This is a genomic window from Pseudomonas sp. B21-017, assembly GCF_024749245.1.
Lineage (GTDB): Bacteria > Pseudomonadota > Gammaproteobacteria > Pseudomonadales > Pseudomonadaceae > Aquipseudomonas.
In genome coordinates, this window is record NZ_CP087194.1 from 2,282,712 (window position 1) to 2,303,958 (window position 21,247).

General features: G+C 60.1%; 24 protein-coding genes and 2 tRNA genes. 12 read left to right on the forward strand and 14 right to left on the reverse strand.

Features of this window, described 5'->3' with window-relative positions; genetic code table 11:
- Positions 1 to 70 precede the first annotated feature (70 nt).
- Positions 71 to 147 (forward strand) — tRNA-Asp (locus LOY28_RS10325).
- Between the two features lie 264 nt (positions 148 to 411).
- Here the strand turns inward: LOY28_RS10325 and LOY28_RS10330 are convergent.
- Positions 412 to 1,695 (reverse strand): FAD-binding oxidoreductase, encoded by a 1,284-nt coding sequence (locus tag LOY28_RS10330; protein WP_018928085.1) that lies wholly within the window; start codon positions 1,693 to 1,695, stop codon positions 412 to 414.
- A 183-nt stretch (positions 1,696 to 1,878) separates the two neighbouring features.
- Here LOY28_RS10330 and LOY28_RS10335 point away from each other — a divergent pair.
- The 4 genes from LOY28_RS10335 (at position 1,879) to LOY28_RS10350 (ending at position 4,027) form a co-directional block, all read left to right on the forward strand.
- A tRNA-Val gene (locus LOY28_RS10335) sits at positions 1,879 to 1,955 on the forward strand.
- A gap of 202 nt (positions 1,956 to 2,157) precedes the next feature.
- Positions 2,158 to 2,625, forward strand: a complete 468-nt coding sequence (locus LOY28_RS10340; protein ID WP_258613615.1) for an RcnB family protein — start codon at positions 2,158 to 2,160, stop codon at positions 2,623 to 2,625.
- 178 nt (positions 2,626 to 2,803) lie between these two features.
- Positions 2,804 to 3,400 carry a hypothetical protein gene (locus LOY28_RS10345; RefSeq protein ID WP_258613616.1) on the forward strand — a complete coding sequence of 199 codons (597 nt, stop codon included), beginning with the start codon at positions 2,804 to 2,806 and terminating at the stop codon, positions 3,398 to 3,400.
- A 171-nt stretch (positions 3,401 to 3,571) separates the two neighbouring features.
- Positions 3,572 to 4,027, forward strand: a complete 456-nt coding sequence (locus tag LOY28_RS10350; RefSeq protein ID WP_258613617.1) for a DUF2214 family protein — start codon at positions 3,572 to 3,574, stop codon at positions 4,025 to 4,027.
- 193 nt (positions 4,028 to 4,220) lie between these two features.
- On the opposite strand, the gene csrA is transcribed toward LOY28_RS10350, so the two are convergent.
- Positions 4,221 to 4,415: a carbon storage regulator CsrA gene (gene csrA / locus LOY28_RS10355; RefSeq protein ID WP_007938114.1), complete on the reverse strand. Its 195-nt coding sequence runs from the start codon at positions 4,413 to 4,415 to the stop codon at positions 4,221 to 4,223.
- A 250-nt stretch (positions 4,416 to 4,665) separates the two neighbouring features.
- Between csrA and LOY28_RS10360 the strand changes: the two genes are divergently transcribed.
- Positions 4,666 to 5,031 (forward strand): SPOR domain-containing protein, encoded by a 366-nt coding sequence (locus LOY28_RS10360; protein WP_007938113.1) that lies wholly within the window; start codon positions 4,666 to 4,668, stop codon positions 5,029 to 5,031.
- A gap of 95 nt (positions 5,032 to 5,126) precedes the next feature.
- On the opposite strand, the gene LOY28_RS10365 is transcribed toward LOY28_RS10360, so the two are convergent.
- The 5 genes from LOY28_RS10365 to ftrA form a co-directional block, all read right to left on the reverse strand.
- The gene (locus tag LOY28_RS10365) at positions 5,127 to 6,590 is read right to left on the reverse strand and encodes a GDL motif peptide-associated radical SAM/SPASM maturase (protein ID WP_028940397.1); all 1,464 of its coding nucleotides are present in this window, start codon (positions 6,588 to 6,590) and stop codon (positions 5,127 to 5,129) included.
- 170 nt (positions 6,591 to 6,760) lie between these two features.
- A complete protein-coding gene (locus tag LOY28_RS10370) occupies positions 6,761 to 7,342 on the reverse strand; it encodes a DUF1842 domain-containing protein (protein ID WP_018928079.1) in 582 nt (193 codons plus the stop codon).
- A 54-nt stretch (positions 7,343 to 7,396) separates the two neighbouring features.
- Positions 7,397 to 8,032: a DUF1842 domain-containing protein gene (locus tag LOY28_RS10375; RefSeq protein WP_018928078.1), complete on the reverse strand. Its 636-nt coding sequence runs from the start codon at positions 8,030 to 8,032 to the stop codon at positions 7,397 to 7,399.
- 41 nt (positions 8,033 to 8,073) lie between these two features.
- On the reverse strand, positions 8,074 to 8,262 hold the full coding sequence (locus LOY28_RS10380; RefSeq protein ID WP_018928077.1) for a DUF1843 domain-containing protein: 189 nt from the start codon (positions 8,260 to 8,262) through the stop codon (positions 8,074 to 8,076).
- Between the two features lie 257 nt (positions 8,263 to 8,519).
- On the reverse strand, positions 8,520 to 9,491 hold the full coding sequence (gene ftrA / locus LOY28_RS10385) for a transcriptional regulator FtrA (protein ID WP_018928076.1): 972 nt from the start codon (positions 9,489 to 9,491) through the stop codon (positions 8,520 to 8,522).
- Positions 9,492 to 9,592: 101 nt separating this feature from the next.
- On the opposite strand from ftrA, the gene LOY28_RS10390 reads away from it, so the two are divergent.
- On the forward strand, positions 9,593 to 10,027 hold the full coding sequence (locus tag LOY28_RS10390) for a rhodanese-like domain-containing protein (protein ID WP_018928075.1): 435 nt from the start codon (positions 9,593 to 9,595) through the stop codon (positions 10,025 to 10,027).
- Here LOY28_RS10390 and LOY28_RS10395 read toward each other — a convergent pair whose 3' ends face one another.
- Entirely contained in the window at positions 10,028 to 10,678 is a 651-nt protein-coding gene (locus LOY28_RS10395; RefSeq protein WP_258613621.1) for a type 1 glutamine amidotransferase, read from the reverse strand.
- A gap of 321 nt (positions 10,679 to 10,999) precedes the next feature.
- Between LOY28_RS10395 and LOY28_RS10400 the strand changes: the two genes are divergently transcribed.
- The 3 genes from LOY28_RS10400 to LOY28_RS10410 all read left to right on the forward strand — a co-directional run bounded on the left by LOY28_RS10400 (position 11,000) and on the right by LOY28_RS10410 (position 13,859).
- A complete protein-coding gene (locus LOY28_RS10400; RefSeq protein WP_018928073.1) occupies positions 11,000 to 11,779 on the forward strand; it encodes an ABC transporter substrate-binding protein in 780 nt (259 codons plus the stop codon).
- Between the two features lie 121 nt (positions 11,780 to 11,900).
- Positions 11,901 to 13,013 carry a succinylglutamate desuccinylase/aspartoacylase family protein gene (locus tag LOY28_RS10405; protein WP_258613623.1) on the forward strand — a complete coding sequence of 371 codons (1,113 nt, stop codon included), beginning with the start codon at positions 11,901 to 11,903 and terminating at the stop codon, positions 13,011 to 13,013.
- A 129-nt stretch (positions 13,014 to 13,142) separates the two neighbouring features.
- Complete coding sequence (locus LOY28_RS10410; RefSeq protein ID WP_018928071.1) at positions 13,143 to 13,859, forward strand: alpha/beta hydrolase; 717 nt, start codon at positions 13,143 to 13,145, stop codon at positions 13,857 to 13,859.
- Between the two features lie 11 nt (positions 13,860 to 13,870).
- On the opposite strand, the gene LOY28_RS10415 is transcribed toward LOY28_RS10410, so the two are convergent.
- Complete coding sequence (locus LOY28_RS10415) at positions 13,871 to 14,458, reverse strand: hypothetical protein (RefSeq protein WP_019649318.1); 588 nt, start codon at positions 14,456 to 14,458, stop codon at positions 13,871 to 13,873.
- A 108-nt stretch (positions 14,459 to 14,566) separates the two neighbouring features.
- Positions 14,567 to 15,349 (reverse strand): hypothetical protein, encoded by a 783-nt coding sequence (locus LOY28_RS10420; RefSeq protein WP_258613627.1) that lies wholly within the window; start codon positions 15,347 to 15,349, stop codon positions 14,567 to 14,569.
- Between the two features lie 148 nt (positions 15,350 to 15,497).
- Here LOY28_RS10420 and LOY28_RS10425 point away from each other — a divergent pair, with 148 nt between their 5' ends.
- Positions 15,498 to 16,817, forward strand: coding sequence for an Nramp family divalent metal transporter (locus LOY28_RS10425; RefSeq protein WP_086945471.1), 1,320 nt, complete (start codon positions 15,498 to 15,500; stop codon positions 16,815 to 16,817).
- Between the two features lie 16 nt (positions 16,818 to 16,833).
- On the opposite strand, the gene LOY28_RS10430 is transcribed toward LOY28_RS10425, so the two are convergent.
- The gene (locus tag LOY28_RS10430; RefSeq protein ID WP_258613637.1) at positions 16,834 to 17,730 is read right to left on the reverse strand and encodes a LysR family transcriptional regulator; all 897 of its coding nucleotides are present in this window, start codon (positions 17,728 to 17,730) and stop codon (positions 16,834 to 16,836) included.
- Positions 17,731 to 17,840: 110 nt separating this feature from the next.
- Here LOY28_RS10430 and LOY28_RS10435 point away from each other — a divergent pair, with 110 nt between their 5' ends.
- Entirely contained in the window at positions 17,841 to 18,443 is a 603-nt protein-coding gene (locus LOY28_RS10435) for an NADPH-dependent F420 reductase (protein ID WP_018928066.1), read from the forward strand.
- A 192-nt stretch (positions 18,444 to 18,635) separates the two neighbouring features.
- Here LOY28_RS10435 and LOY28_RS10440 read toward each other — a convergent pair whose 3' ends face one another.
- The 3 genes from LOY28_RS10440 to LOY28_RS10450 are packed head-to-tail and all read right to left on the reverse strand — an operon-like array spanning position 18,636 to position 21,226.
- Positions 18,636 to 19,814 (reverse strand): acetyl-CoA C-acetyltransferase, encoded by a 1,179-nt coding sequence (locus LOY28_RS10440; RefSeq protein ID WP_018928065.1) that lies wholly within the window; start codon positions 19,812 to 19,814, stop codon positions 18,636 to 18,638.
- An 11-nt stretch (positions 19,815 to 19,825) separates the two neighbouring features.
- Entirely contained in the window at positions 19,826 to 20,491 is a 666-nt protein-coding gene (locus tag LOY28_RS10445) for a CoA transferase subunit B (RefSeq protein WP_018928064.1), read from the reverse strand.
- A 36-nt stretch (positions 20,492 to 20,527) separates the two neighbouring features.
- Positions 20,528 to 21,226 carry a CoA transferase subunit A gene (locus tag LOY28_RS10450; protein ID WP_018928063.1) on the reverse strand — a complete coding sequence of 233 codons (699 nt, stop codon included), beginning with the start codon at positions 21,224 to 21,226 and terminating at the stop codon, positions 20,528 to 20,530.
- Between the last annotated feature and the right edge of the window lie 21 nt (positions 21,227 to 21,247).

Consider the following 21,247-nt stretch of genomic DNA (forward strand, 5'->3'; position numbering starts at 1 on the left):
GAAAAGCGAGATCGAAAAGTCTCGAAGTTTCAATCAGACGAGTTACTTGAGCGTCAGCTCAAAGCGATACGCAGCGGTAGTTCAGTCGGTTAGAATACCGGCCTGTCACGCCGGGGGTCGCGGGTTCGAGTCCCGTCCGCTGCGCCATATCTGCCTCAAGGCCCACTGAACGCCTTGAAGCTACGAAGAAGGCCGTTGGCAATCTTCGAGTCGATAGCAAAGACCCTGGTCGAAAGACCGGGGTTTTTTGTGTCTGCGATTTGGCTTTTTCTTCTTTCGCGCCTTTGCGCTCTGATCCTTCTGCATCCAGCCTCGGCGCTACAACGGCCGAGTCACTTTGCGCGCCACTGACATCTGTTGGGCTTCGACGGCGACTTCGCTACAAGAAGTCGCCGCTCCTGAGTCGGTCGATCAGACCCCGAGCTTGTCCCGCAATCCGTAATACCAGGCGCCCAACGCTGCGAACGGTGTGCGCAGCAATTGCCCGCCGGGGAACGGGTAGTGGGGGAGGTCGGCGAAGGCGTCGAAGCGTTCAGCCTGACCACGCAATGCTTCGGCCAATACCTTGCCCGCCAGGTGCGTATACGTCACGCCGTGGCCACTGCAGCCCTGGGAGTAGTAGATGTTATCGCCCAGTCGCCCGACCTGAGGAAGACGCGACAGGGTCAGCAGGAAATTGCCGGTCCAGGCGTAATCGATCTTCACGTCCTTGAGTTGCGGGAAGGCCTTGAGCATCTTCGGTCGAATGATCGCCTCGATGTTCGCCGGGTCCCGCGCGCCATACACCACGCCGCCACCAAATATCAGGCGTTTGTCGGCGCTCAGGCGGTAGTAGTCGAGCAGGTAGTTACAGTCTTCGACGCAGTAGTCCTGAGGCAGCAGGCGCTTGGCCAATTCATCGCCCAAGGGTTCGGTGGTGATCACTTGAGTCCCGCAGGGCATCGACTTGGCCGCCAGCTCCGGCACCAGATTGCCGATGTACGCGTTGCCGGCGACGATGATGAATTTGGCCCTGACCTTGCCCTGAGGCGTATGCACCACCGGGTTGGCACTGCGCTCGATGCGCACTGCCGGCGATTGTTCGTAAATAGTGCCGCCCAACGACTCCACGGCTGCTGCTTCGCCCAAGGCAAGATTGAGTGGATGAATATGCCCGCCACTCATATCGAGCATGCCGCCGACATATTGATCGCAAGCCACTACCTCGCGGATGCGACGCTGATCCAACAGCTCAAGCTGCGTGTGACCGAAACGCTCCCACAGGCGCTTCTGAGACTCCAGATGGCCCATCTGCTTGTCGGTAATGGCGGCGAACACACCGCCATCCTTCAAGTCGCACTGGATATTATATTTGGCCACTCGTTCACGAATGATCCGCCCACCTTCGAACGCCATCTGCCCCAGCAACTGAGCTTGCTTGGGGCCGACGCTGCGCTCAATCACATCGATATCACGGCTGTAGCTGTTGACGATCTGGCCACCGTTGCGTCCCGACGCACCGAAACCGACCTTGGCGGCTTCCAGCACCGTAACCTTGAAACCGTTTTCCAGCAGGAACAGGGCAGAGGACAGGCCGGTGTAACCGGCGCCGATTACACAGACATCAGTCTCTACATCATCCTGCAAGGCCGGGCGCGCTGGCGCCGCATTGGCCGACGCGGCGTAATAGGACTCTGGGTAGGGAGTGTTCGCCATCCTGCAGCCTCTGTTTAATATATTTTACGAGTGCATTGATCCTACCCGAGTTAAAAAACGACCGCCAGCCACCGGAAAATCTTCTTTGCCACAGAGAAATTAAATATTTTGCATATTCATAGGGTTAGGTGAAAAAAAGGTGTTGACACCCCTCCGGAATTCCGTAGAATGCCGCCTCACAGCAGGCACGTAGCTCAGTTGGTTAGAGCACCACCTTGACATGGTGGGGGTCGTTGGTTCGAGTCCAATCGCGCCTACCAAACAAAATCCGCTCTGCTGGGCGGTCTGGAAGGGCTCACCGAAAGGTGGGCCCTTTTTTGTTGTCCGCGATTTACCTGGCTTTTGCAAAATCCTCAAAAACGCCAACTCGGCGCCTTACTTCCAGTAAACACTGTTGCTGAACTAATACCGCCATAGCCGTCTACATTCTTCAGGGGACATCCCCTTTCGGAGAGAACGGATATGTTTAGATCTCGCTCGTTGATCGCCGCTATGACGTGTCTTGCCTTGGTGTCTGGTTCAGTGACTGCATTGGCCGACCCGGGAAACGGGAAAGGCCAGGGAGGTGGCAAGGGAAATCCACAATACAACCAGGACCATGGCAACTCCGGCCATGGAAACAAGGGGAAAGGTTCAGGGGGGGGCGATTGGAGTCACGGCCCGAGCATCGACCACGGTAGCGTCCTTGGCATCGTGGGTGGTTATCGTGGCTACTGGAGCCCCGGGCCCGCCTTGCCACCCGGTATTCAGAAAAACCTCGCGCGCGGTAAACCTCTGCCGCCGGGGATCGCCAAAAAACTCGATGGCCGTCTGCTCGGCCAGCTTCCCCACTACGATGGCTATGAGTGGCAGCAGGCTGGCACTGACTTGATTTTGGTGGCCATCGCTACCGGGATCATCTACGAGGTGCTCAATGGCGCATTCGATTGAAGTGAGGGCGATAAATTTCAATCGCGCCCTTGCCGCATAACGACCAGCAACATCGCGGGAAGCAGTGTGCCGGTTCGATCACTGCACATTGCTTGCCCGCTGGTCGCCGGCCTTTGAACTGTGTGGGGGGGATACGGTCAATTATTCCGTGCAATATCAACCTCCACGGAACCTCACCATGCTATTAAAAAACAAGAGTTTTGTTGCCGTCATGTCCTGCGTGATGATGCTTGCAGCCGCCCCGTTATTGCCCGCTGAACTGTCCATCATGAGCTCCGCCTACGCGAAGGATGGTGGCAATGGAGGTGGTGGCGGTGGTGGCAATGGCGGCGGTAACGGCGGTGGTCATGGTGGCAACGGCGGTTCCGGCCATTCCGGCGGCGTCAGTAGCAATGGCCGTGGCGCAGGCTTGAGTAGCGACCATGTCGGCCTTGGTGCAGGCTTGAGTGGCACCCATGTCGGCCGTGGCGCAGGCTTGAGCAGCGACCACGTCGGCCGTGGCGCAGGCTTGAGTGGCACCCATGTCGGCCGTGGCGCAGGCTTGAGCAGTGATCACGCCGGCAAAGCCGTCCGGGACCGTGGCGTCAATGGCAACCACTTTGGTAGCGAACGTAACAGTGACCGTGGCCATGGCGCAGTCACTTCGGGCATTGCGCATTCCAGGGACACGCGAGGAGTTGCCAAGGCCTCTGCCATTTCGGCCACTACGCCTGGCGATCACAACACGAAAGGGTTGAGCAGCGCTCGTACTTCGATCTCGAAACGACTGGATTAAGTCCAGGACTCTCAAAAACCGGGTATCCATCAGGAACCCGGTTTTTTTTCGCCTGCAATTTGCCCGATGGCGAGGTGCGGGAGATCAGCCCAGCTACATGCGTGAGCAAATCCGACACGATGGACTACTACTGTAAGGCTGATTCAACTTTGTCCTGATGGGAGTATGTCGATGCTGGCTCACTGGTTTCTGGCGGCGGTTCACCTCTTGGCCTTTGGTCTGGGTTTTTGGGCTGTACTGACCCGCGGTACGACGTTACGTCGTCTGAGTGCCGGGGCAGGGGACGCTCGCCGTGTTTTGATTGCAGATAATCTGTGGGGGATCTCTGCAGTCACTCTGCTGATCACGGGTGGGCTACGAGCCTTTGGCGGGTACGAAAAAGGCACTGATTACTATCTTCACCAACCCCTGTTTCATCTCAAGATGACGCTCTTGGTGGTCATCCTGTTGCTTGAGATTGCACCGATGGTGACGCTGATCAAATGGCGGATTGCGCTGGGGCGCGGCGCGGCTATCGATACCGGGCGCGCAACGCTGTTTGCCCGTATCAGTCATATCGAGGCGCTGTTGCTGGTGCTGATGGTCGTGGCGGCCACGGGCATGGCGCGTGGTGTGACGTTTGGCTAACCGGGCAGGGGAGCGCTCTTTCTCGCTGCAAATGCGAAACGTCTGACAGTCATGGCAGGAGCCAGGGCAGTAGTATCGGCTCCGTGTTGCGATGGCATCGCAAAGAGAGACGGAGCGCAGAACGATGCGGCACTTGAATCTTAGCCAGCCGTTACTCGAGGCAGGATGGGCTGGCTACTGACTGCAGCAGGATTCAGGGCGTTTGCGGCTTGTCCGGGGCGGTCAGGCCAGCCTGGATGCGTTGATAAATTTCTTCGCGATGCACCGCAACGTCTTTCGGGGCGTTGATGCCAATCCTGACTTGCTGGCCGCTAACGCCCAGGATGGTGATCGTAATGTCATCACCGATGTTTATGCTTTCACCGACTTTGCGGGTGAGTATCAGCATGGTTTTCTCCTTGATTGCTTTGTAGGGCACCTGATTCGGACAGTGCAGAGGTCGGTATTAGATATAGATTAGTGCGAAGTTTCACGGTTTGGGTGCCTCTTTCTGACGCGCAGATGCTGCATTAATTCCCAAGGTGTAACTATACAGAGGCCGCCACCATCATTCTCGTTGTTTTGAGCCCATTTTGCGGCACTCGGGATGGATCCATGGATGTTAAAATCGCCGCTTTAAGCATTCGGAGGAAAGCGTTGTGCGCAAAATGGTCTTGGTAATCGCGGTACTGACGCTGGCCGGATGCGGTGAGGATAAAGGGGTTGACGCTCAAAAGCCGCAACCGGCAGTCGCCTCCGTCCCCGCGGCGGTAACGGGCCCGCAGTGGGACGTCGAAGTGCGTGGCGAAACCCCCCAGGCGGTCAGTGACCTGAGCGGTTGGTTGATTGAGCACAGCTTCGTTCCCAACGTCGTGAAGGAAAATGGAAAGGTTCGTATTCTGGTCGGGCCGTTCGGTTCGCAAGCCGAGGCGCAGGCCAGGCAAGCTGAAATAACGGCGGCGCTGACCCGGGCGAAAAAGATGAACATCGAATCGCTGATCGTCGAACACCCGACGGCTCAGTAACCGTCCTTTTCGCAACGCGCAGACCCGCATGCCGGGTGATGTGCCAGGGAAGCGATCTTCGAGGTCGCTTCCCTGGTGATGCGTCGGCATAAACGTCACATCAAGTTATTTTGCGGCAACCCCAGCAGGCCGGTCAGGGTGTTGATGATCGCTTGTTGCCGGGCACGGTCTGTCTGGTGCACGGCTTCCGCGGCGGCGACATCAGCGTCGCAGTGGGGGCACGTCACTTCGTGTGCATGGATGTACTGCAAGCAGCCACGACACAGCGCCAGTTGCGGTGGAATACGTCCTTCGTCAGGCGATTTCTGGCCCTGGTTCGCCCAGGCCAGTTTGATCACCTGGCCGCTGTCGCTGACGCTGTTCACCTTCTCGCCGGTATCGATGCGCTCGGTAATCAGATCAAAACGGCCGACGGCGAAGGAGGTTTTTGCCGCGTCCTCGAGTTTGACGATGCGCTCGCGTAGCCCGCGTTTTTGCAGGTCCAGCGCGCGGTAATGGCAGTAGGGATTATTGCCGGGTTTGCCGAGCAGGGAGTGCGAGGTCCAGGTGCAGCCGCCACGGCAGACGTCGTTGTAGTAACAGCCTCGGCAGTAGCCCCACAGGTCGTCGACCCCCCGCAGGCGACCAAAGTGCATGCCTTCGCTGTAGTGCCAGATATCGTGCAGGCTCATGTTGCGTACGTTGCCGCCCGAAAACCCCACCGTGGCCAATGACGGGCAACCCTTTACCGTGCCGTCGGCTTCCAGCGCCAGCACGGTCTGGCCGGCGGCGCAGCCGCTCCAGTGCACGCGTTCGTCGCCGAAGCCACGCCACATGTGCTCGTAAGGGCCGTAGTAACCGATATTGTTGCCCACGTTCATCAGCAGGCCGCGATCAACCCCTTCGCGGTAGAGGCGCGCCAGCAACGGCATCACTTCCAGCAGTTGGTAGGGTTGCAACAGCAGCTCCGGGTGATCGACGGCATTGCCCATGGCGACCGTCAGCTGGATCTGCCAATGAGTGGCGCCGAGGTCGATGATCAGGTCCATCAGCTCGGGCAAGTCGGGCAACGTGGCCGCGCCGATTTGTGTGTTGACGCTCACCGCAAGCCCGGACTGTTTGGCGCGTCGCAGGGTGTCCACCGCCTTGTCGAACGAGCCCGGAACATTGCGCACTGCGTCATGCAGTGGGGCCAGTCCATCCAGTGACACACCGACGCCATTGAGTCCGGCGTCCACCGCTGCCTGCATTTTTGCGGGCGTCAGGTTGCGCCCACCCGTTTGTATCGCGCAATACATGCCGTGATCGTGGATAGCCTGGATCAGTTGGGTCCAGTCCTTGCGCAAATAGGCTTCACCGCCGATCAGGGTGATCTCGCGGGTGCCGAGTGCCGCCAGGGAATCGATAACGTCCAGGCACTCCCGGGTGTTCAGTTCATCGGGGCGTCGATGGCCGGCGCGTGAGCCGCAATGCAGGCATTTGAGATCGCAGGCCAGAGTGATTTCCCAGACCACATGCACCGGCACGTAGCGTTTGAGGTCGGTTTCACTGAGGTAGCGGGCAGGGCGACTGTCTGACATGGGAAATCCTTGCGCACCAACGCGTGCGCGGCACGAATCCATCGAAGTGTTCGCGCCTTCCTTGAGTCAATGGCGCGACCGGATTTACCTTTTGTTGTTGGTCTATAGCGCGGAGTCTGTGGGAGCGGGCTTGCCTGCTCCCACAGGGGGTTGCGCTTAACTGCCTGGGGTTATCGGGCCTCCAGGCGGGCGATTTCAGCGTTCAGCTGTTCCAGAGCGCTGCGCAGGGCACCGCTGTTGGCCAATTGCTGTTCACCCTGGCTCACCACGGACTTCAGTTGCGCCAGGTCACCGCTGGTTTGCGCTTGCTGTACCGCGACGGCATAGAGCGGCACCGCATGGTGCGGATGCTCTGGGCGCTCAATCACTGGGGCCTGGCTGACAGCTGCGTGTTTCACGTAATGCCAGATACCCTGGTCCTGGTACTTGTAGTCGACATAACCGCTCGCCCAGTCGGCGCCTAAAATGCCTTTCAAGCCGAAAGTCTGGGCGATCTGGCTGAGAGGGCCGCTCGGGCTGCCCGCCAAGGTGAGGATGATGTGGTTTTCGGCCGTCGGCACCAGTTTGGCCTCGGAGTATTCACCCCATACACGGGCACGGAAGTTGAGAGGCGGATAGGTGCTTTGGAAAATGCTGGCAACCCCGCTGACTTTTTTCTTTACGGTATCTACCAGCAGATCCAGGGTTAAAACCGGTGCGCCCAATAGGTGACTACTGACATTCAGGCGGGTATGAAATAGTCCGATTGACATGGTGCTACTCCCTTATTTGTATTCAGGACAACTCGGGCATGTTTCGTGAGCGGGTCAGCGGCGTTCCTGCCGGCTGATTTCGCCCTTGGCCGTTTCAAGCGCGCTCTGCAGTTGGGGTTGCTGATCCAGTTGTTGTTGGGCCAGGCGGGCCAGGTTTTTCATCTGGGCCAGGTCACCGCTGGCAATGGCACTTTGAATCGGTGCGGCGTACAGCGGCATGATCGGTGGATAGGCTGGAATGACCGGGCCGGGCTCCAAAGGCACTGATTTATAAGCGTTGGAGGGTACCGCCTCGACAAGATGAGCGGGAGCAGTGACCTGGACCCACCGTTCACCATTGAAGTACTCGTAATTGGCGACACCTTCTCTCCAGTCGCTACCGACCACCAGATGCAACTTGAAATTCACGATTGAGTTCGAGCCTGGGCCGCCGTTATTGCCTTGAGCGGTGATCAGGATCTTGCTGACGCCAGGGCTCATGACCGTCAGGTAGGTGTATTCGCCCCAGACATCGGAGTGCACATCCAGTGGAGGGTTAGTGGCTTGAGTAATTTCGGCAGTGCCGCTTACCGTTTGATCTGGGGTAAAAACCAGAAGATTGAGTGCCAGGTTTTGTGCGCCCGCGGCCGAAGTACCAATTCGGTAGCAGAGTGGGAACAAGCCGACAGGTTGTTGATTGGAACCAGACATAATTATTGCCTCCATTGCAATAAGGGGCGCGGAAATAGCTATTAGTGCTTTTCCAGGCGTGCGATTTCCTTAACCAACTGCTCGTAAGCAGTTTTTAGCTCTTTATTTTCTGGTGTGGATGCATCGCGTTGTTTCAACAGCGTCTTCATTTGCGGCAGGTCGCCTGCCTTGATCGCGCCTTGGATGGCCACCCCATAGGGGGGCATGCTATGGCGAGTTGAAGTGCTCATAACGATTCCTTCCGTGGTGTTTGCGGGCACTGCTGTCATCAGCAGTTTTTGCAGTTAAGCAGGCGCCGATAAATATGCAATGGGCTGTGCAAGAGTAATTTTTAATATCGTTTTATTTATCGCGGCGGGTGAGCAGTCGAGATATTTGATATTAAGATTGGCGATAAGTTAGTGCGATTCCTCATGAGTCCTTATTGTTTTTATCGCCATTGATAAAGAGTGTTGGGGCGGTCTGTAACGCCCTGGACTGAGATCATTCAAACAGCGCTGACCTTGTGCCCGAACCGTTCCCGATACACCGAAGGCGGCACGCCGACCACGCTGCGAAATGCCACCCGGAAACTCTCCACCGAGCGATAACCGCAGTGCTGGGCAATCTGGTCGGTGTTTTGATTCGTACTCTCCAGCAGCTCGCGGGCCCGGGCCAGGCGTTCATGCTGCAGCCACGCTTTGGGGGGCATACCGCTGGCTTCGGTGAACCGCCGCAGGAACGTGCGCTCACTCATGGCCGCCTCGCTGGCGAGGTCGCGAACCTCCAGCGGTTCATGCAGACGTTCCCGTGCCCACTGCATGACCCGCGACAGGTCGCTGCGCGGCGTCGGGCTGACCGGTGACGGAATGAATTGCGCCTGGCCGCCGGTGCGTTGCGGCGACATTACCAACCGCCGCGCCACCGAGTTGGCCACCTGCGTGCCGAAATCCCGCGCGACCAGATGCAGGCAGGCATCGATGCCGGCGGCGCTGCCGGCCGAGGTAATCAACTGACCCGAATCGACATAGAGCACGTCCGGATCCACCAGAATGTTCGGGAAGCGCTCGGCCAGTTCAGTGGTGTAGCGCCAATGGGTGGTGGCGCCGTGACCGTCCAGCAAACCGGTGGCCGCCAGTACGAATACCCCGGAACAGATCGACAGCAACCGCGCGCCTCGGGCATGGGCCTGGCGCAGCGCGGCGAGCAAGGGCTCCGGCACCGGTGCGCTGCGGTCGCGCCAGCCGGGGATGATGATGGTTCGGGCGCGCTCAAGCAGTTCCATCCCGCCGTCGGCCAGCACCTGAATGCCGCCCATGGCGCGCATCGGCCCTTGGTCGACGGCGACGATGCGGTGCTCGTACCAAGGGAAATCGAACTCTGGCCGCGCCAGGCCGAAGATCTCCACGGCAATGCCGAATTCGAAGGTACAGAGGCCGTCGTAGGCCAGAATCGCGACTAAACCTGGGGTGGGCTGCATTTGGCGGAAAATTCCCGGTGAGTGTCTTGTGCGCCACTGTAGCGGCAAGGCCGGAGCAGATAAAGTTTTCTCACACCCACTGAGACTTTGGAGTACAGCCCATGCCTAGCCTGGTTCGCGAGATTCCCGCAGCCCCGTCCGCCATCGCCCTAATGCACTTCAGCAATCGTCTGACCTTCGAAACCGATTGTTCCGACGTCTATAGCAGCCAAGAGGCCGGCGAGGTGGATTTTGTTCTGGTAGACGTGCGCGGACCGTTGGCGTTCGAACGCGGACATGTGCCAGGCGCGATCAACATCCCGAGTCGATTGATCACAGCTGATGGCTTGGCGGCCTATCCGAAGTCCACGCTGTTTGTGGTCTATTGCGCCGGACCTCACTGCAACGGCGCCAACAAGGCCGCGGTGAAGCTGGCGGCGCTGGGTTACCCGGTCAAGGAGATGATCGGCGGGGTGACCGGGTGGCTGGATGAAGGGTTTGAGTTGAGTGTTGCGGTGCAACCCGCCGTTGCGTTGACCATTAGGTGTGAATGCTGACTAAGTGTGGCGATTAGCTGATGAAGCGCTCCACCATGCATCCAGCGTCACCCGCAACCAGTCAAACACCGTTGCATAAGCGGCACTGTCTTGCGGCTCCCGGGGCAACGGTGATTCCTCGCCAAAGTGCTCATTGAGGATCGCCACCGATTCAGCATTCCATTCCGGGTGGAACTGCAACCCCACCCGCGTCGGGCCAACGCGATACATCTGCTGCTCACAAACCTCGCTGCTGGCCAGCAACTGCGCAGCGGGCGGCAGATCGATCGCGTCTTCGTGCCATTCCAGCACCTTCAGCGTCTGGCCATCGGCAAAGGTCACGGTAGTCCAGCCGGTTTCGGTGTGAGCCATCCGCCGCACATTGCCACCCAGGCTCAGCGCCAGCAACTGCGCCCCCAGGCAAATCGCGAACACCGCCGCGCCCTGATCCAGGCTGCCCGCCAGCCACTGACGCTCTGTTTCCAGCCATGCCGGCCCGGCACCTGATTCATAAGGCCCACCCAATAGAATCAGCGGTGCCGCGCTCACCGGCGGCAACTGACCGAGGTCGGCGCGAAACACGTTCAGGGTGATACCTCGGGATCGGGCCCATTCGGCAATGGCGCCGGGGCCTTCGGCAGGATGGTGCTGGATCAGATTCAGCGCGGGCATCACGTTTCTCTTGTGGGGGCGGTTGGCGGGTCAATGTGAGGCAAAAAAAGGTTCATCGCCAGTGCGACTCTTCGATCGGATCAGTACCCGAAAATGTGTAGGTTTTGTCTGAAGCAAAGGATTGTCCTACAGTCCTTGCACCACCTCGGAGCACACTTCAAGTGCGTCGAATCCCTCGGCTTCTTTTTTATAAGTATTTGTCGCCTAAACACAATTTGCCCTCCTGTAGCCGCTCTAGACTGCCGGCCACTTCGGTCTTCACTAGCCGAAAGTTGCCAATCGAAAGCTGCCAATAAAAGCCTCCGCACACAGGAGTTATAAATGAAGAAGCGAGTGATGTTCGGTGCCCTGGCACTGTCGATGTTGTCCCTGACCGCCGTGGCCGAAGACGCCAAACCGATTCGCCTCGGGATCGAAGCCGGTTACCCGCCATTCTCGATGAAAACCCCCGACGGCAAACTCACCGGTTTCGACGTGGACATCGGTGACGCGCTGTGTGAACAGATGAAAGTGAAGTGCACTTGGGTCGAGCAAGAGTTCGATGGCCTGATCCCGGCCCTGAAGGTCAAGAAAATCGACGCGATCCTGTCGTCCATGACCATCACCGACGACCGCAAGAAGAACGTCGATTTCACCATCAAGTACTACCACACCCCGGCGCGCTTCGTGATGAAGGAAGGCACCAACGTCAAGGATCCACTGACCGAGCTCAAGGGCAAGAAAGTGGGTGTACTGCGCGCCAGTACCCACGACCGCTTCGCCACCGAAGTGCTGGTGCCGGCCGGCATCGACCTGGTGCGTTATGGTTCCCAGCAGGAAGCCAACCTGGACATGGTTGCCGGTCGCCTTGACGCGATGCTGGCCGACTCGGTCAACCTGGACGACGGTTTCCTGAAAACCGACGCCGGTAAAGGCTTCGCGTTTGTCGGCCCGACCTACGAAGACGCCAAGTACTTCGGCGGTGGTGCCGGTATTGCCGTGCGCAAGGGCGATAAAGAGCTGGCAGACAAATTCAACACCGCCATCACTGAAATTCGCGCCAACGGCAAGTACAAGCAAGTGCAGGACAAGTACTTCAACTTCGATGTTTACGGCCATTAATACGCCGTAGAGAAGTGGCCACCGTGGATGCGGTGGCCATTTTTTCATGCTGGACTTTGTGGGTGCGGGCAGGCTTGCTCCCACAAGAATGGCCTCATCGCGCAGATATTCAGGAGTCCCCATGCAACGCATCGATCATTCACTGCCCTGGAGCCATCTGGGGACTGAACGCACGCTCAGCGTGTTTCGTTATGGCGCGGGTACTCGCAAGGTTTACATCCAGGCCAGCCTGCACGCGGACGAACTGCCGGGCATGCGCACCGCCTGGGAACTGAAGAAGCGTCTGGCCGAGCTCGAAACCCAGGGGCAACTTCAGGGCATCATCGAACTGGTGCCGGTGGCCAATCCCATCGGCCTCGATCAGCACCTGCAAGGCAGCCACATGGGTCGCTTCGAATTGGGCAGCGGCAAGAACTTCAACCGCTCGTTCGTTGAACTCAGCGCACCGGTGGCTGAGTTGATCGGCGATCAATTGGGGGGTGACGCCCAGGCCAACATCGTACTGATTCGCCAGACCATGGGGCAGGTGCTCGATGGTCTGCCGGCACCGCTTTCGCAATTGGAAGCCATGCACCGCTTGCTGCTGCGCCACGCCTGCGAGGCCGACATCACCCTCGACTTGCATTGCGATTTCGACGCGGCGATTCACCTGTATGCCTTGCCGCAGCATTGGCCGCAATGGCGCTCCCTGGCGGCTCGCCTGAAGGCCGGGGTGGCGTTGTTGTGTGAGGATTCCGGCGGCAGCTCTTTCGATGAGTCGTGCTCTACGCCGTGGTTGCGCCTGGCACGGGCCTTTCCCGAGGCAGCGATCCCGCCGGCCAACCTGGCGACCACGCTGGAGCTGGGCAGCATGGGCGATACACGGGTCGATCAGGCCCAGGCCAACTGCGAGGCGATCCTGGGGTTCCTCGCCGAACAGGGTTTCATCACCGGCACCTGGCCGGCAGCGCCGAGCGAATGCTGTGAGGGCCTGCCGTTCGAAGGCACCGAGTACCTGTTTGCACCGCATCACGGGGTGGTCAGTTTCCTGCGCAATTCAGGTGAATGGGTGGAGCGGGGCGACGCGTTGTTTGAAGTAGTCGATCCATTGAGCGACCGGGCCACCACCGTGTGCGCCGGAACCAGCGGCGTGCTGTTTGCCATCGATCGCGGACGCTACACGCAACCGGGCACCTGGCAGGCGAAAGTCGCCGGACGTGAGCCGATCCGGGTCGGGAAACTGGTCAACGACTGACGTCCCGACGCGATTCAACATGTAGGCGCTGCCTCTTGCGGGGGCGCGGTGCATCAGAGGGAAACGGTGCATCGGCGGGAAGAGATGTTAGGCTCTGTCCCGAATCCTGCGCGCTGTGAAGGAAGGTTTATGTTGAAGTTTCTCGCTCTGCTCACGCTCCTGGCGTCCACCGCCGTCCACGCTGAAATCCCGCTACACACCGATCTGCCGCTCAAGTACCTGGAACAGGCCAACGTTGAATCCCGTAACCAGCCCTTGGTGATTTTCCTGCACGGTTACGGCAGCAACGAGCAGGACCTGTTCGGCATCAAGGATGAATTGCCGCCGCAGTACACCTACCTGTCGGTGCGGGCGCCGATGACGTTGGAAGAGGGCAGTTACCAGTGGTTTCGCAAAAAGGGCGAGGGCGCCTATAACGGCGAGACTGACGACCTGAAAACCAGCCGCCAGGTGCTGCTGGATTTCGTCGCACAAGCGGCAAAGAAATATCACACCGAAACGGACAAGGTTTTCCTGGTGGGTTTCAGCCAGGGCGCGATCATGTCCTATGAAGTCGCGTTGCGTCATCCTGAGGCAGTGGGCGGCATTGCGGCGTTGAGCGGGCGCATCCTGCCGGTGCTCAAGTCCGAACTCAAACCGGATGAAAAACGCCAGCCGCTGGCGATTTTCATCGGTCATGGCACCGCCGACAAACGCCTGCCCTACACCGACGGCACTGAGGCCGACAGCCTGCTGCAAAGCCTGTCACTCAAGCCCGAGTTCCATGCCTACGAAGGTGTCGGCCACAGTATCAGCGCCACCGAGATGCAGGATTTGAGCGCCTGGTTGCAGCGCCTCAATCCCTGAGCCGGTAGGGTTTATTTGCCGGTGATGATCTGGTTCACCAGCGTTTCGTGGCCGGTTTTGTCGTTGGGGCGGGAGATGACCTGAATGATGGCCATGCGAGTGCCAGAAGCGGCCATCAGCGAGGTGTCGAGGGTCATGCCGCCGCCTTGGGTGGCGGTGCTGTCGATCTGTCGCAGGCCCAGCCCCGTGCTTTTCTGGGTCAGGCTTTTTTCGCTCAGCTTGTTGAAGTCCGGCAAGGCGTTGCGTTGCTCGGTGGCGAAGGCGGACACGGTGGCGTCGAGGAACTCACCGTCGTTGTCCTTGACGTTGGCGCCGCCGGGAATGGTGTTTTCAGCGGCAATCACCACGGTTTTAGTGGTCTGGTTGGTGTACATCGTGCCCGTCGCCCCGGCGGTACCGGTGGCCGCGTCGCCGGCGGGCAGCGGATTGGCGATGAAGCCCTTGGGCAGGGTGAAGGTGAACTTGCCGCCGAGCATCGAGACCTTCTGGGTCGGCGCTTTGTCGCTGGTAGTGGCCTTGGCCGCCTGCGCATTCAAGGCCCCCAGGCTGGCAGCCGCTGTCAGCAGCAGAACAACGGCTTTTTTACTCAACAATGACATTCAAACTCTCCGTGGGATGGTCGCGCTATGACGGCGATCATCCCACGGATCACGATTTGTAGCAGCAGCCTCTCAGGCTCGACAGCTGCTACACAAGGCGTGTGGTGATCATTGTTGCCGTTCGTTGAAACGATAGGGCGTTGGGCGCAAGGCCCGTTGTTTAGTCATCAACAGCATCCCGAACGAGGCGCCTATCCCCAGCACAAATCCTATCCAGCCGAACCTCGGCAACGCCAACGCCAGCACCAGACAGAACGCCGCGAACGAATACATCCCGGTTGCCGTGGCCCTGAGTAACGCCGCTGTAAATGCCGGACCGCGAGTCTGCTGGGAAAACACCGCCATCACACTGCCCAGCACCGGGAACACTGCGAGCAATCCGCTCCAGCGCTCGCCGACGGTGCTGGCCAGCAGCGTCACGGCCAACGTGAGCAGGGCGCCAGCCATCATGCGCAGCAGCAGTTTGTCGGATTTGGGCGCCGGGCCTGAAACGACGGGTTGCACCGAGGGAAACAGGTACGGCGCGGCCAGCAACGCGGTGGCGGCGGCGATCACCGAGAGCGCCAGCGATGGCGGGATCAGCGACAGCACAACAGCCACCGACGCCCAGACCAGCAGCGCCATCGTTAGCGCCCACGGCCAGCTCAAGCGTTGTGCAACCTGGGCATACGTCACGCAGAAGGCAATCATCGCGAACATGGCTGACAGCGCCGCCGTTGCCGCCTGAGCGGCGAACACATGGCCTTGCTCGATGGCGAGGAACAACAGAATCGGCCCGACCACCACCGGCAACCCCGACAGCCAACCGGCCACGCTTGGTCCCCAGCGTTTACCGGCCAGGGAAATCAGCAGCAGAAACCCCGGAATCACCAGCAGCTTGAGCATCAGCACGCACGCATCTCCATTTGTGTGTGCCGGTCACGTTAGCATTGCGGGCGATGGATTGCTTAAGGCGGTCTCTGTGCAAGCGTTGAGCGCCCTACACCCGGGTGCGCGAAACGTCTAAGCTGCGCGCTCCCACCTGTTGACGGATGCTTGCGTGAAATTCAGTTTGCCCAAAGTCGGCACCGCGCCGTTTTGCCCACCGGAAGTGGCCGGCACGGTTGCCGTTGACCCTGGTGCTTCGTTCTACAAGCGCGTTCTGCGTTTTGCCGGCCCCGGTTTGCTGGTGTCCATCGGCTACATGGACCCGGGCAACTGGGCCACGGCCATCGAGGCCGGTTCGCGGTTTGGCTACAGCCTGTTGTTCGTGGTGTTGCTGGCGAGCATGGCGGGGATGGTGGTGCAGTGTTTGTGCTCGCGTCTGGGTATCGCCACCGGGCGCGACCTGGCGCAGTTATGCCGGGAGCGCTACAGCACGCGGACCGCACGGACCCAGTGGCTGCTGGCGGAAATTTCGATCATCGCCACCGACCTCGCCGAAGTGCTCGGCTGCGCCCTGGCGTTCCACTTGCTGTTGGGCTGTTCGCTGACGTTTGGCATTGCGCTCACCGCGTTCGACACGTTGCTGGTATTGGCCCTGCAAAACCGGGGTTTCCGCCGGTTGGAGGCGATCATGCTGGTGCTGGTGGGCACTATTGGCGCGTGTTTCTTCGTCGAACTGCTGCTGATCAAACCCTATTGGCCGGATGTCGCTCGGGGTTTCACACCGTCACTTTCGGTGATCGGCGATGCGGCGCCGTTGTACCTGGCCATCGGCATTCTCGGGGCCACGGTGATGCCGCATAACTTGTTCCTGCATACCTCGATCGTGCAGACGCGGATGATCGGCAAAGACCTGGCCAGCAAGCAGGACGCGGTCAAACTGGCGCGCATCGACACCATCGGCTCTCTGGCCCTGGCACTGCTGGTCAACGCGGCGATCCTGATTCTTGCTTCCGCGGCCTTCCACAAGACCGGGCACACCGACGTGGTGGACATCCAGGATGCCTATCACTTGCTCGATCCATTGGTGGGCGGGGCGTTGGCCAGTGTGTTGTTTGGTGTGGCGTTGCTGGCGTCGGGGCAGAGCTCGACCTTCACCGGCACCATCGCGGGCCAGGTGATCATGGAGGGCTACCTGAACCTGCGCTTGCCCTGCTGGCAACGGCGCTTGATCACTCGCGGGCTGGCGCTGATCCCGGCGTTTATCGGCGTGTGGCTGATGGGCGACGGGGCAATCGGCAAACTGCTGGTGTTGAGTCAGGTGGTACTCAGCCTGCAACTGCCATTCGCGTTGTACCCGTTGATTCGCATGACCAACGATCAGACGCTCATGGGGCCGTTTGTGAATCGGCTGCCAACTCGGGTGTTGGCGTGGGGATTGTTTACGGTAATCAGTGCGGCCAACAGCTGGTTGATTTTGCAGTTTGTGGGCTGAGTCATTCTTTTGATCTTCACCCCCGCTCAAACGCCTCAACCAGATAATCGATAAACACCCGGGTCTTGGCCGGCATCAACGTGCGGCTCGGGTAATACAGCGAGATCGATCCCGCGTCGGCATGCCAGTCCGGCAACAAGCGCAGCAGTTCGCCGTGCTGGATATGGGCGATGACATCGGGCGACACCAGCAGCGTCACACCAAGGCCGAGCAGGGCCGCTTCACGCATGGCGGCAGGGTCATTGAGCACGATGTTTTCACTCAGCTCGGCGCTGGCTTCATTGCCCACGCTATCCCGCATCACCCATTGGCGCACCCGCCCGGTGCGAATGCCGCGCATCACAATGCCGTTGTACTGAGCCAGGTCCGCCGGGCTGCTGGGCAGGGTGCGTCCGGTCATGTACGCCGGTGAGGCCACCGCCACCACATCCGCCGCTGCCAACGTCCGCGAGACGACCCCGGGTGTCAGCTCGAAACCGCCGCCGATGGCGGCGTCATACCCTTCGGCGATCAGATCGACCTGGCGGTTTTCAAAGTGCCATTCCAAGCGAATCAGCGGGTAGCGCGCCAGAAATTCCGGTAACAGCGGCAACACGTGGTCAATGCCGAACGTCGGCGCCAAGCTGACCTTGAGCACCCCCGCCGGCTCCCCGCGATCACTGGACACTGCACTGATCGCCGTCTGCAGCGCCTGCAGGTTGCCGCCGATGCTGGCTAGAAAGCGTTCTCCGGCTTCGGTCAGTGACAGCTTGCGGGTCGAGCGCTGGAACAGCCGCACACCGATATTGCGTTCAAGCATCGCCACGTTGCGGCTGACGGCGGCGGGCGTCAGTGCGAGCAACCGTGCGGCGGCGGAGAAGCTGCCGGTTTCAGCGCTGCGCACGAAAGATTCGAGGTTGGCGAGTGTTTCCATCTCAGACACCTGATATTGATACTTGAAGATCATTCAACTCATTACCGTCTAATAAAGTAGTAATGGCAAGCGCAGTATTCACTCCACCAACCCACTACGGAGTGAACACCATGAGCACTATCGGAATCATCGGCGCCGGCGCCATCGGCACAGCCTTCGCCAAAGCATTGTCCCGTCAGGGCATTGAAGTCGTCATCGCCAACAGCCGCGGCCCGGAAACCCTGGCCTCACTGGTGGAAGAACTCGGGCCGACGGCGCGGGCCGGCACCCGTGAAGAAGCGGCCGCGCAGCCGATCGTTCTGGTCGCGGTGAACTGGTCGAAATTGCCAACGGCACTGGCCGGATTGCCGGATTTCGGCGGGCGGATTGTCATCGACGCGAACAATTCGATCGAGGCGCCATCGTTCAAAGCGGTGGATTTGCAGGGCCGTCCGTCCAGTGAAGTGTTTGCCGAATGGGTACCTGGCGCGCGGGTGGTCAAGGCCTTCAATCACCTTCAAGCGCATCTGCTTGAGAGTGATCCGGCGGCGGAGGGTGGGCGGCGAGTGTTGTTTCTTTCTGGTGACGATGCCGAGGCCAAGGCTCAAGTGGCAGCGCTGATCGAGCGATTGGGCTTCTTTGGAATCGATCTGGGCGAACTGAGTGTCGGGGCGCGGCTGGTGCAGTTCCCGGGCGGTCCGTTGCCGGTCTTGAACCTGGTGAAATTTGCCTGAGGGCCAGAGGTTTCCAGCCGTTGTGGTGAGGGGACTTGCCCGCGAAAGCGGTGTGTCAGGCGACATCAATGTTGACTGTGCCGCCGTCGTCGCGGGCAAGCCACGCTCCCACAGGTAACCGAGTGCTCTCGGGAGAATGCGGTCACCTGTGGGAGCGAGCCTGCTCGCGATGAACGACAACGCGGTCTCGGGCTAGCGCTCGATCGCCAATGCCACGCCCTGACCACCACCAATGCACAGGGTGGCCAGGCCTTTTTTGGCGTCACGCTTGATCATCTCGTGCAACAAGGTCACCAGCACCCGGCAACCCGATGCACCAATCGGATGACCCAGGGCAATCGCGCCACCGTTGACGTTGACCTTGCTCAGGTCCCATTCCAGGTCCTTGGCCACCGCCAGGGATTGCGCGGCGAAGGCTTCGTTGGCCTCGATCAGCTCCAGTTGATCGATGGACCAGCCGGCCTTGTCCAGGCAACGACGGGTGGCGCTGACCGGGCCGATGCCCATGATCGCCGGGTCGACGCCCGCGTTGGCGTACGCGGCGATTTTCGCCAGCACCGGCAGGCCGAGGGCCTTGGCTTTCTCTGCACTCATCAGAATCACCGCGGCCGCACCGTCGTTCAGCGAAGAGGCGTTGCCGGCGGTCACCGAGCCGTCCTTCTTGAAGGCCGGTTTCAGCTTGCCCAGGGACTCGGCGGTGGTGCCGGCACGCGGCTGTTCATCGGTGGCGAAGGCCAGCGGATCGCCCTTGCGCTGGGGGATCAGGATCGGGGTGATTTCATCGACGAAACGCCCGGCTTCGATGGCGGCCACGGCTTTCTGTTGCGAAGCGGCCGCGAAGGCGTCCTGGGCTTCACGGCTGATGCCGTACTTGTCCACCAGGTTCTCTGCGGTGATGCCCATGTGGTAATCGTTGAACGCATCCCACAAACCGTCGCTGATCATCGTGTCGACGATCTGGCTGTGGCCCATGCGCAGACCGGTGCGGGCGCCCGGCAGCACGTAATTGGCCAGGCTCATGTTTTCCTGGCCACCGGCGATGATCACCTCGGCATCGCCGCAGCGAATCGCCTGCGCCGCCAGGTGCAGCGCTTTGAGGCCCGAGCCGCAGACCTTGTTCAGGGTCATGGCCGGTACGGCGTGGGGCAGGCCGGCCTTGATCGCAGCCTGGCGCGCAGGGTTTTGCCCGGCGCCGGCGGTCAATACCTGGCCCATGATCACTTCATCGACCTGCGCCGGGTCCAGATCGGTTTGCGCCAGCAACTGGCGGATCACCGCAGCACCGAGGTCCACCGCGGACACATTGGCCAACGCGCCCTGGAAACTGCCGATGGCAGTGCGAGTGGCAGCAACAATCACAACGTCTTGCATGGACGGATTCCTCACTGGGCAGCGAACTGCATTTCCGGGACGTGGTCAGGCACGATCAGTTTGCCGGCGGTCTTGGCGACGATTTCCTCAACGCTCACGCCTGGTGCGCGTTCCTTGAGGATGAACGCACCGTTGTGGATTTCCAAGTAGGCCAGGTCAGTCAGTACGCGTTTGATGCAACCGGCGCCGGTCAGCGGCAGGCTGCAGCGGGGCAGCAGTTTCGACTCACCGTCCTTGGAGGCGTGGGTCATGGTGACGATGATGTTGTCCGCACCGGCCACCAGGTCCATCGCGCCGCCCATGCCCTTGACCAGTTTGCCGGGGATCATCCAGGAGGCGATGTTGCCTTCGACGTCCACTTCGAACGCGCCGAGCACGGTCAGGTCAATGTGGCCGCCGCGGATCATCGCGAACGATTCGGCGGAGGAGAAAATCGACGCGCCGATACGCGCGGTCACGGTTTGCTTGCCGGCGTTGATCATGTCGGCGTCGACTTCGGCATCGGTCGGAAAGGCGCCCATGCCGAGCAGGCCGTTTTCCGATTGCAGCATGACTTCCATGCCTTCGGGGATGTAGTTGGCGACCAGGGTCGGAATGCCGATGCCGAGGTTCACGTAGTAGCCGTCCTGCATTTCGCGGGCGACGCGCTGAGCCATTTGTTCGCGGGAAAGTGCCATTGTTGTTATTCCTTCATTCGGTCCGGGGGCAGGGGATCACTTACGCACGGTGCGCTGTTCGATGCGCTTTTCGAACGTGCCGCAAATGACCCGGTCGACGTAGATGCCAGGGGTGTGGATCTGCGACGGGTCCAGCTCGCCGGGTTCGACGATTTCTTCGACTTCGACCACGGTGATCTTGCCGGCGGTGGCGGCCAGCGGGTTGAAGTTCTGGGCGGTGTGGCGATAGACCACGTTACCGAAATGGTCGGCTTTCCAGCCTTTGACGATGGCGAAGTCACCGGTGATGGATTCTTCCATCAGGTACTGGCGGCCCTTGAATTCGCGCACTTCCTTGCCTTCAGCGACTGGAGTGCCGACGCCGGTGGCGGTGAAGAACGCCGGGATGCCGGCGCCGCCTGCGCGCATTTTCTCGGCGAGGGTGCCTTGGGGGGTCAGGACGACTTCTATTTCGCCTTTAAGCAGTTGGTCTTCGAACAGTTTGTTCTCGCCGACGTAGGAGGCCACCACTTTGCGGATCTGCCGGTCCACCAGCAGCACGCCGAGACCGAACCCATCGACGCCGCAGTTGTTGGAGACCACGGTGAGGTCACGGGTGCCCCGGTGCTGGATCTCGGCGATGAGGTTTTCCGGAATCCCGCACAGGCCGAAGCCGCCGGAGATCACGGTCATGCCGTCTTCAAGACCGGCCATCGCTTCCTCATAGGAATACACGCGCTTGTCGAACCCTGCCATATGCACCTCTTTTATTCTTTG

Bases quoted from the DNA above. Each gene is read 5' to 3' on its own strand.
- LOY28_RS10450 (WP_018928063.1), bottom strand. From the start codon at position 21,226: ATGGCAGGGTTCGACAAGCGCGTGTATTCCTATGAGGAAGCGATGGCC.
- LOY28_RS10395 (WP_258613621.1), bottom strand. From the start codon at position 10,678: ATGCCCGCGCTGAATCTGATCCAGCACCATCCTGCCGAAGGCCCCGGC.
- LOY28_RS10445 (WP_018928064.1), bottom strand. From the start codon at position 20,491: ATGGCACTTTCCCGCGAACAAATGGCTCAGCGCGTCGCCCGCGAAATG.
- LOY28_RS10330 (WP_018928085.1), bottom strand. From the start codon at position 1,695: ATGGCGAACACTCCCTACCCAGAGTCCTATTACGCCGCGTCGGCCAAT.
- LOY28_RS10365 (WP_028940397.1), bottom strand. From the start codon at position 6,590: ATGTCAGACAGTCGCCCTGCCCGCTACCTCAGTGAAACCGACCTCAAA.
- LOY28_RS10345 (WP_258613616.1), top strand. From the start codon at position 2,804: ATGCTATTAAAAAACAAGAGTTTTGTTGCCGTCATGTCCTGCGTGATG.
- ftrA (WP_018928076.1), bottom strand. From the start codon at position 9,491: ATGCAGCCCACCCCAGGTTTAGTCGCGATTCTGGCCTACGACGGCCTC.
- LOY28_RS10350 (WP_258613617.1), top strand. From the start codon at position 3,572: ATGCTGGCTCACTGGTTTCTGGCGGCGGTTCACCTCTTGGCCTTTGGT.
- LOY28_RS10380 (WP_018928077.1), bottom strand. From the start codon at position 8,262: ATGAGCACTTCAACTCGCCATAGCATGCCCCCCTATGGGGTGGCCATC.
- LOY28_RS10405 (WP_258613623.1), top strand. From the start codon at position 11,901: ATGCAACGCATCGATCATTCACTGCCCTGGAGCCATCTGGGGACTGAA.
- LOY28_RS10370 (WP_018928079.1), bottom strand. From the start codon at position 7,342: ATGTCAATCGGACTATTTCATACCCGCCTGAATGTCAGTAGTCACCTA.
- LOY28_RS10400 (WP_018928073.1), top strand. From the start codon at position 11,000: ATGAAGAAGCGAGTGATGTTCGGTGCCCTGGCACTGTCGATGTTGTCC.
- LOY28_RS10375 (WP_018928078.1), bottom strand. From the start codon at position 8,032: ATGTCTGGTTCCAATCAACAACCTGTCGGCTTGTTCCCACTCTGCTAC.
- LOY28_RS10390 (WP_018928075.1), top strand. From the start codon at position 9,593: ATGCCTAGCCTGGTTCGCGAGATTCCCGCAGCCCCGTCCGCCATCGCC.
- LOY28_RS10415 (WP_019649318.1), bottom strand. From the start codon at position 14,458: ATGTCATTGTTGAGTAAAAAAGCCGTTGTTCTGCTGCTGACAGCGGCT.
- LOY28_RS10340 (WP_258613615.1), top strand. From the start codon at position 2,158: ATGTTTAGATCTCGCTCGTTGATCGCCGCTATGACGTGTCTTGCCTTG.
- LOY28_RS10410 (WP_018928071.1), top strand. From the start codon at position 13,143: ATGTTGAAGTTTCTCGCTCTGCTCACGCTCCTGGCGTCCACCGCCGTC.
- csrA (WP_007938114.1), bottom strand. From the start codon at position 4,415: ATGCTGATACTCACCCGCAAAGTCGGTGAAAGCATAAACATCGGTGAT.
- LOY28_RS10435 (WP_018928066.1), top strand. From the start codon at position 17,841: ATGAGCACTATCGGAATCATCGGCGCCGGCGCCATCGGCACAGCCTTC.
- LOY28_RS10430 (WP_258613637.1), bottom strand. From the start codon at position 17,730: ATGGAAACACTCGCCAACCTCGAATCTTTCGTGCGCAGCGCTGAAACC.
- LOY28_RS10440 (WP_018928065.1), bottom strand. From the start codon at position 19,814: ATGCAAGACGTTGTGATTGTTGCTGCCACTCGCACTGCCATCGGCAGT.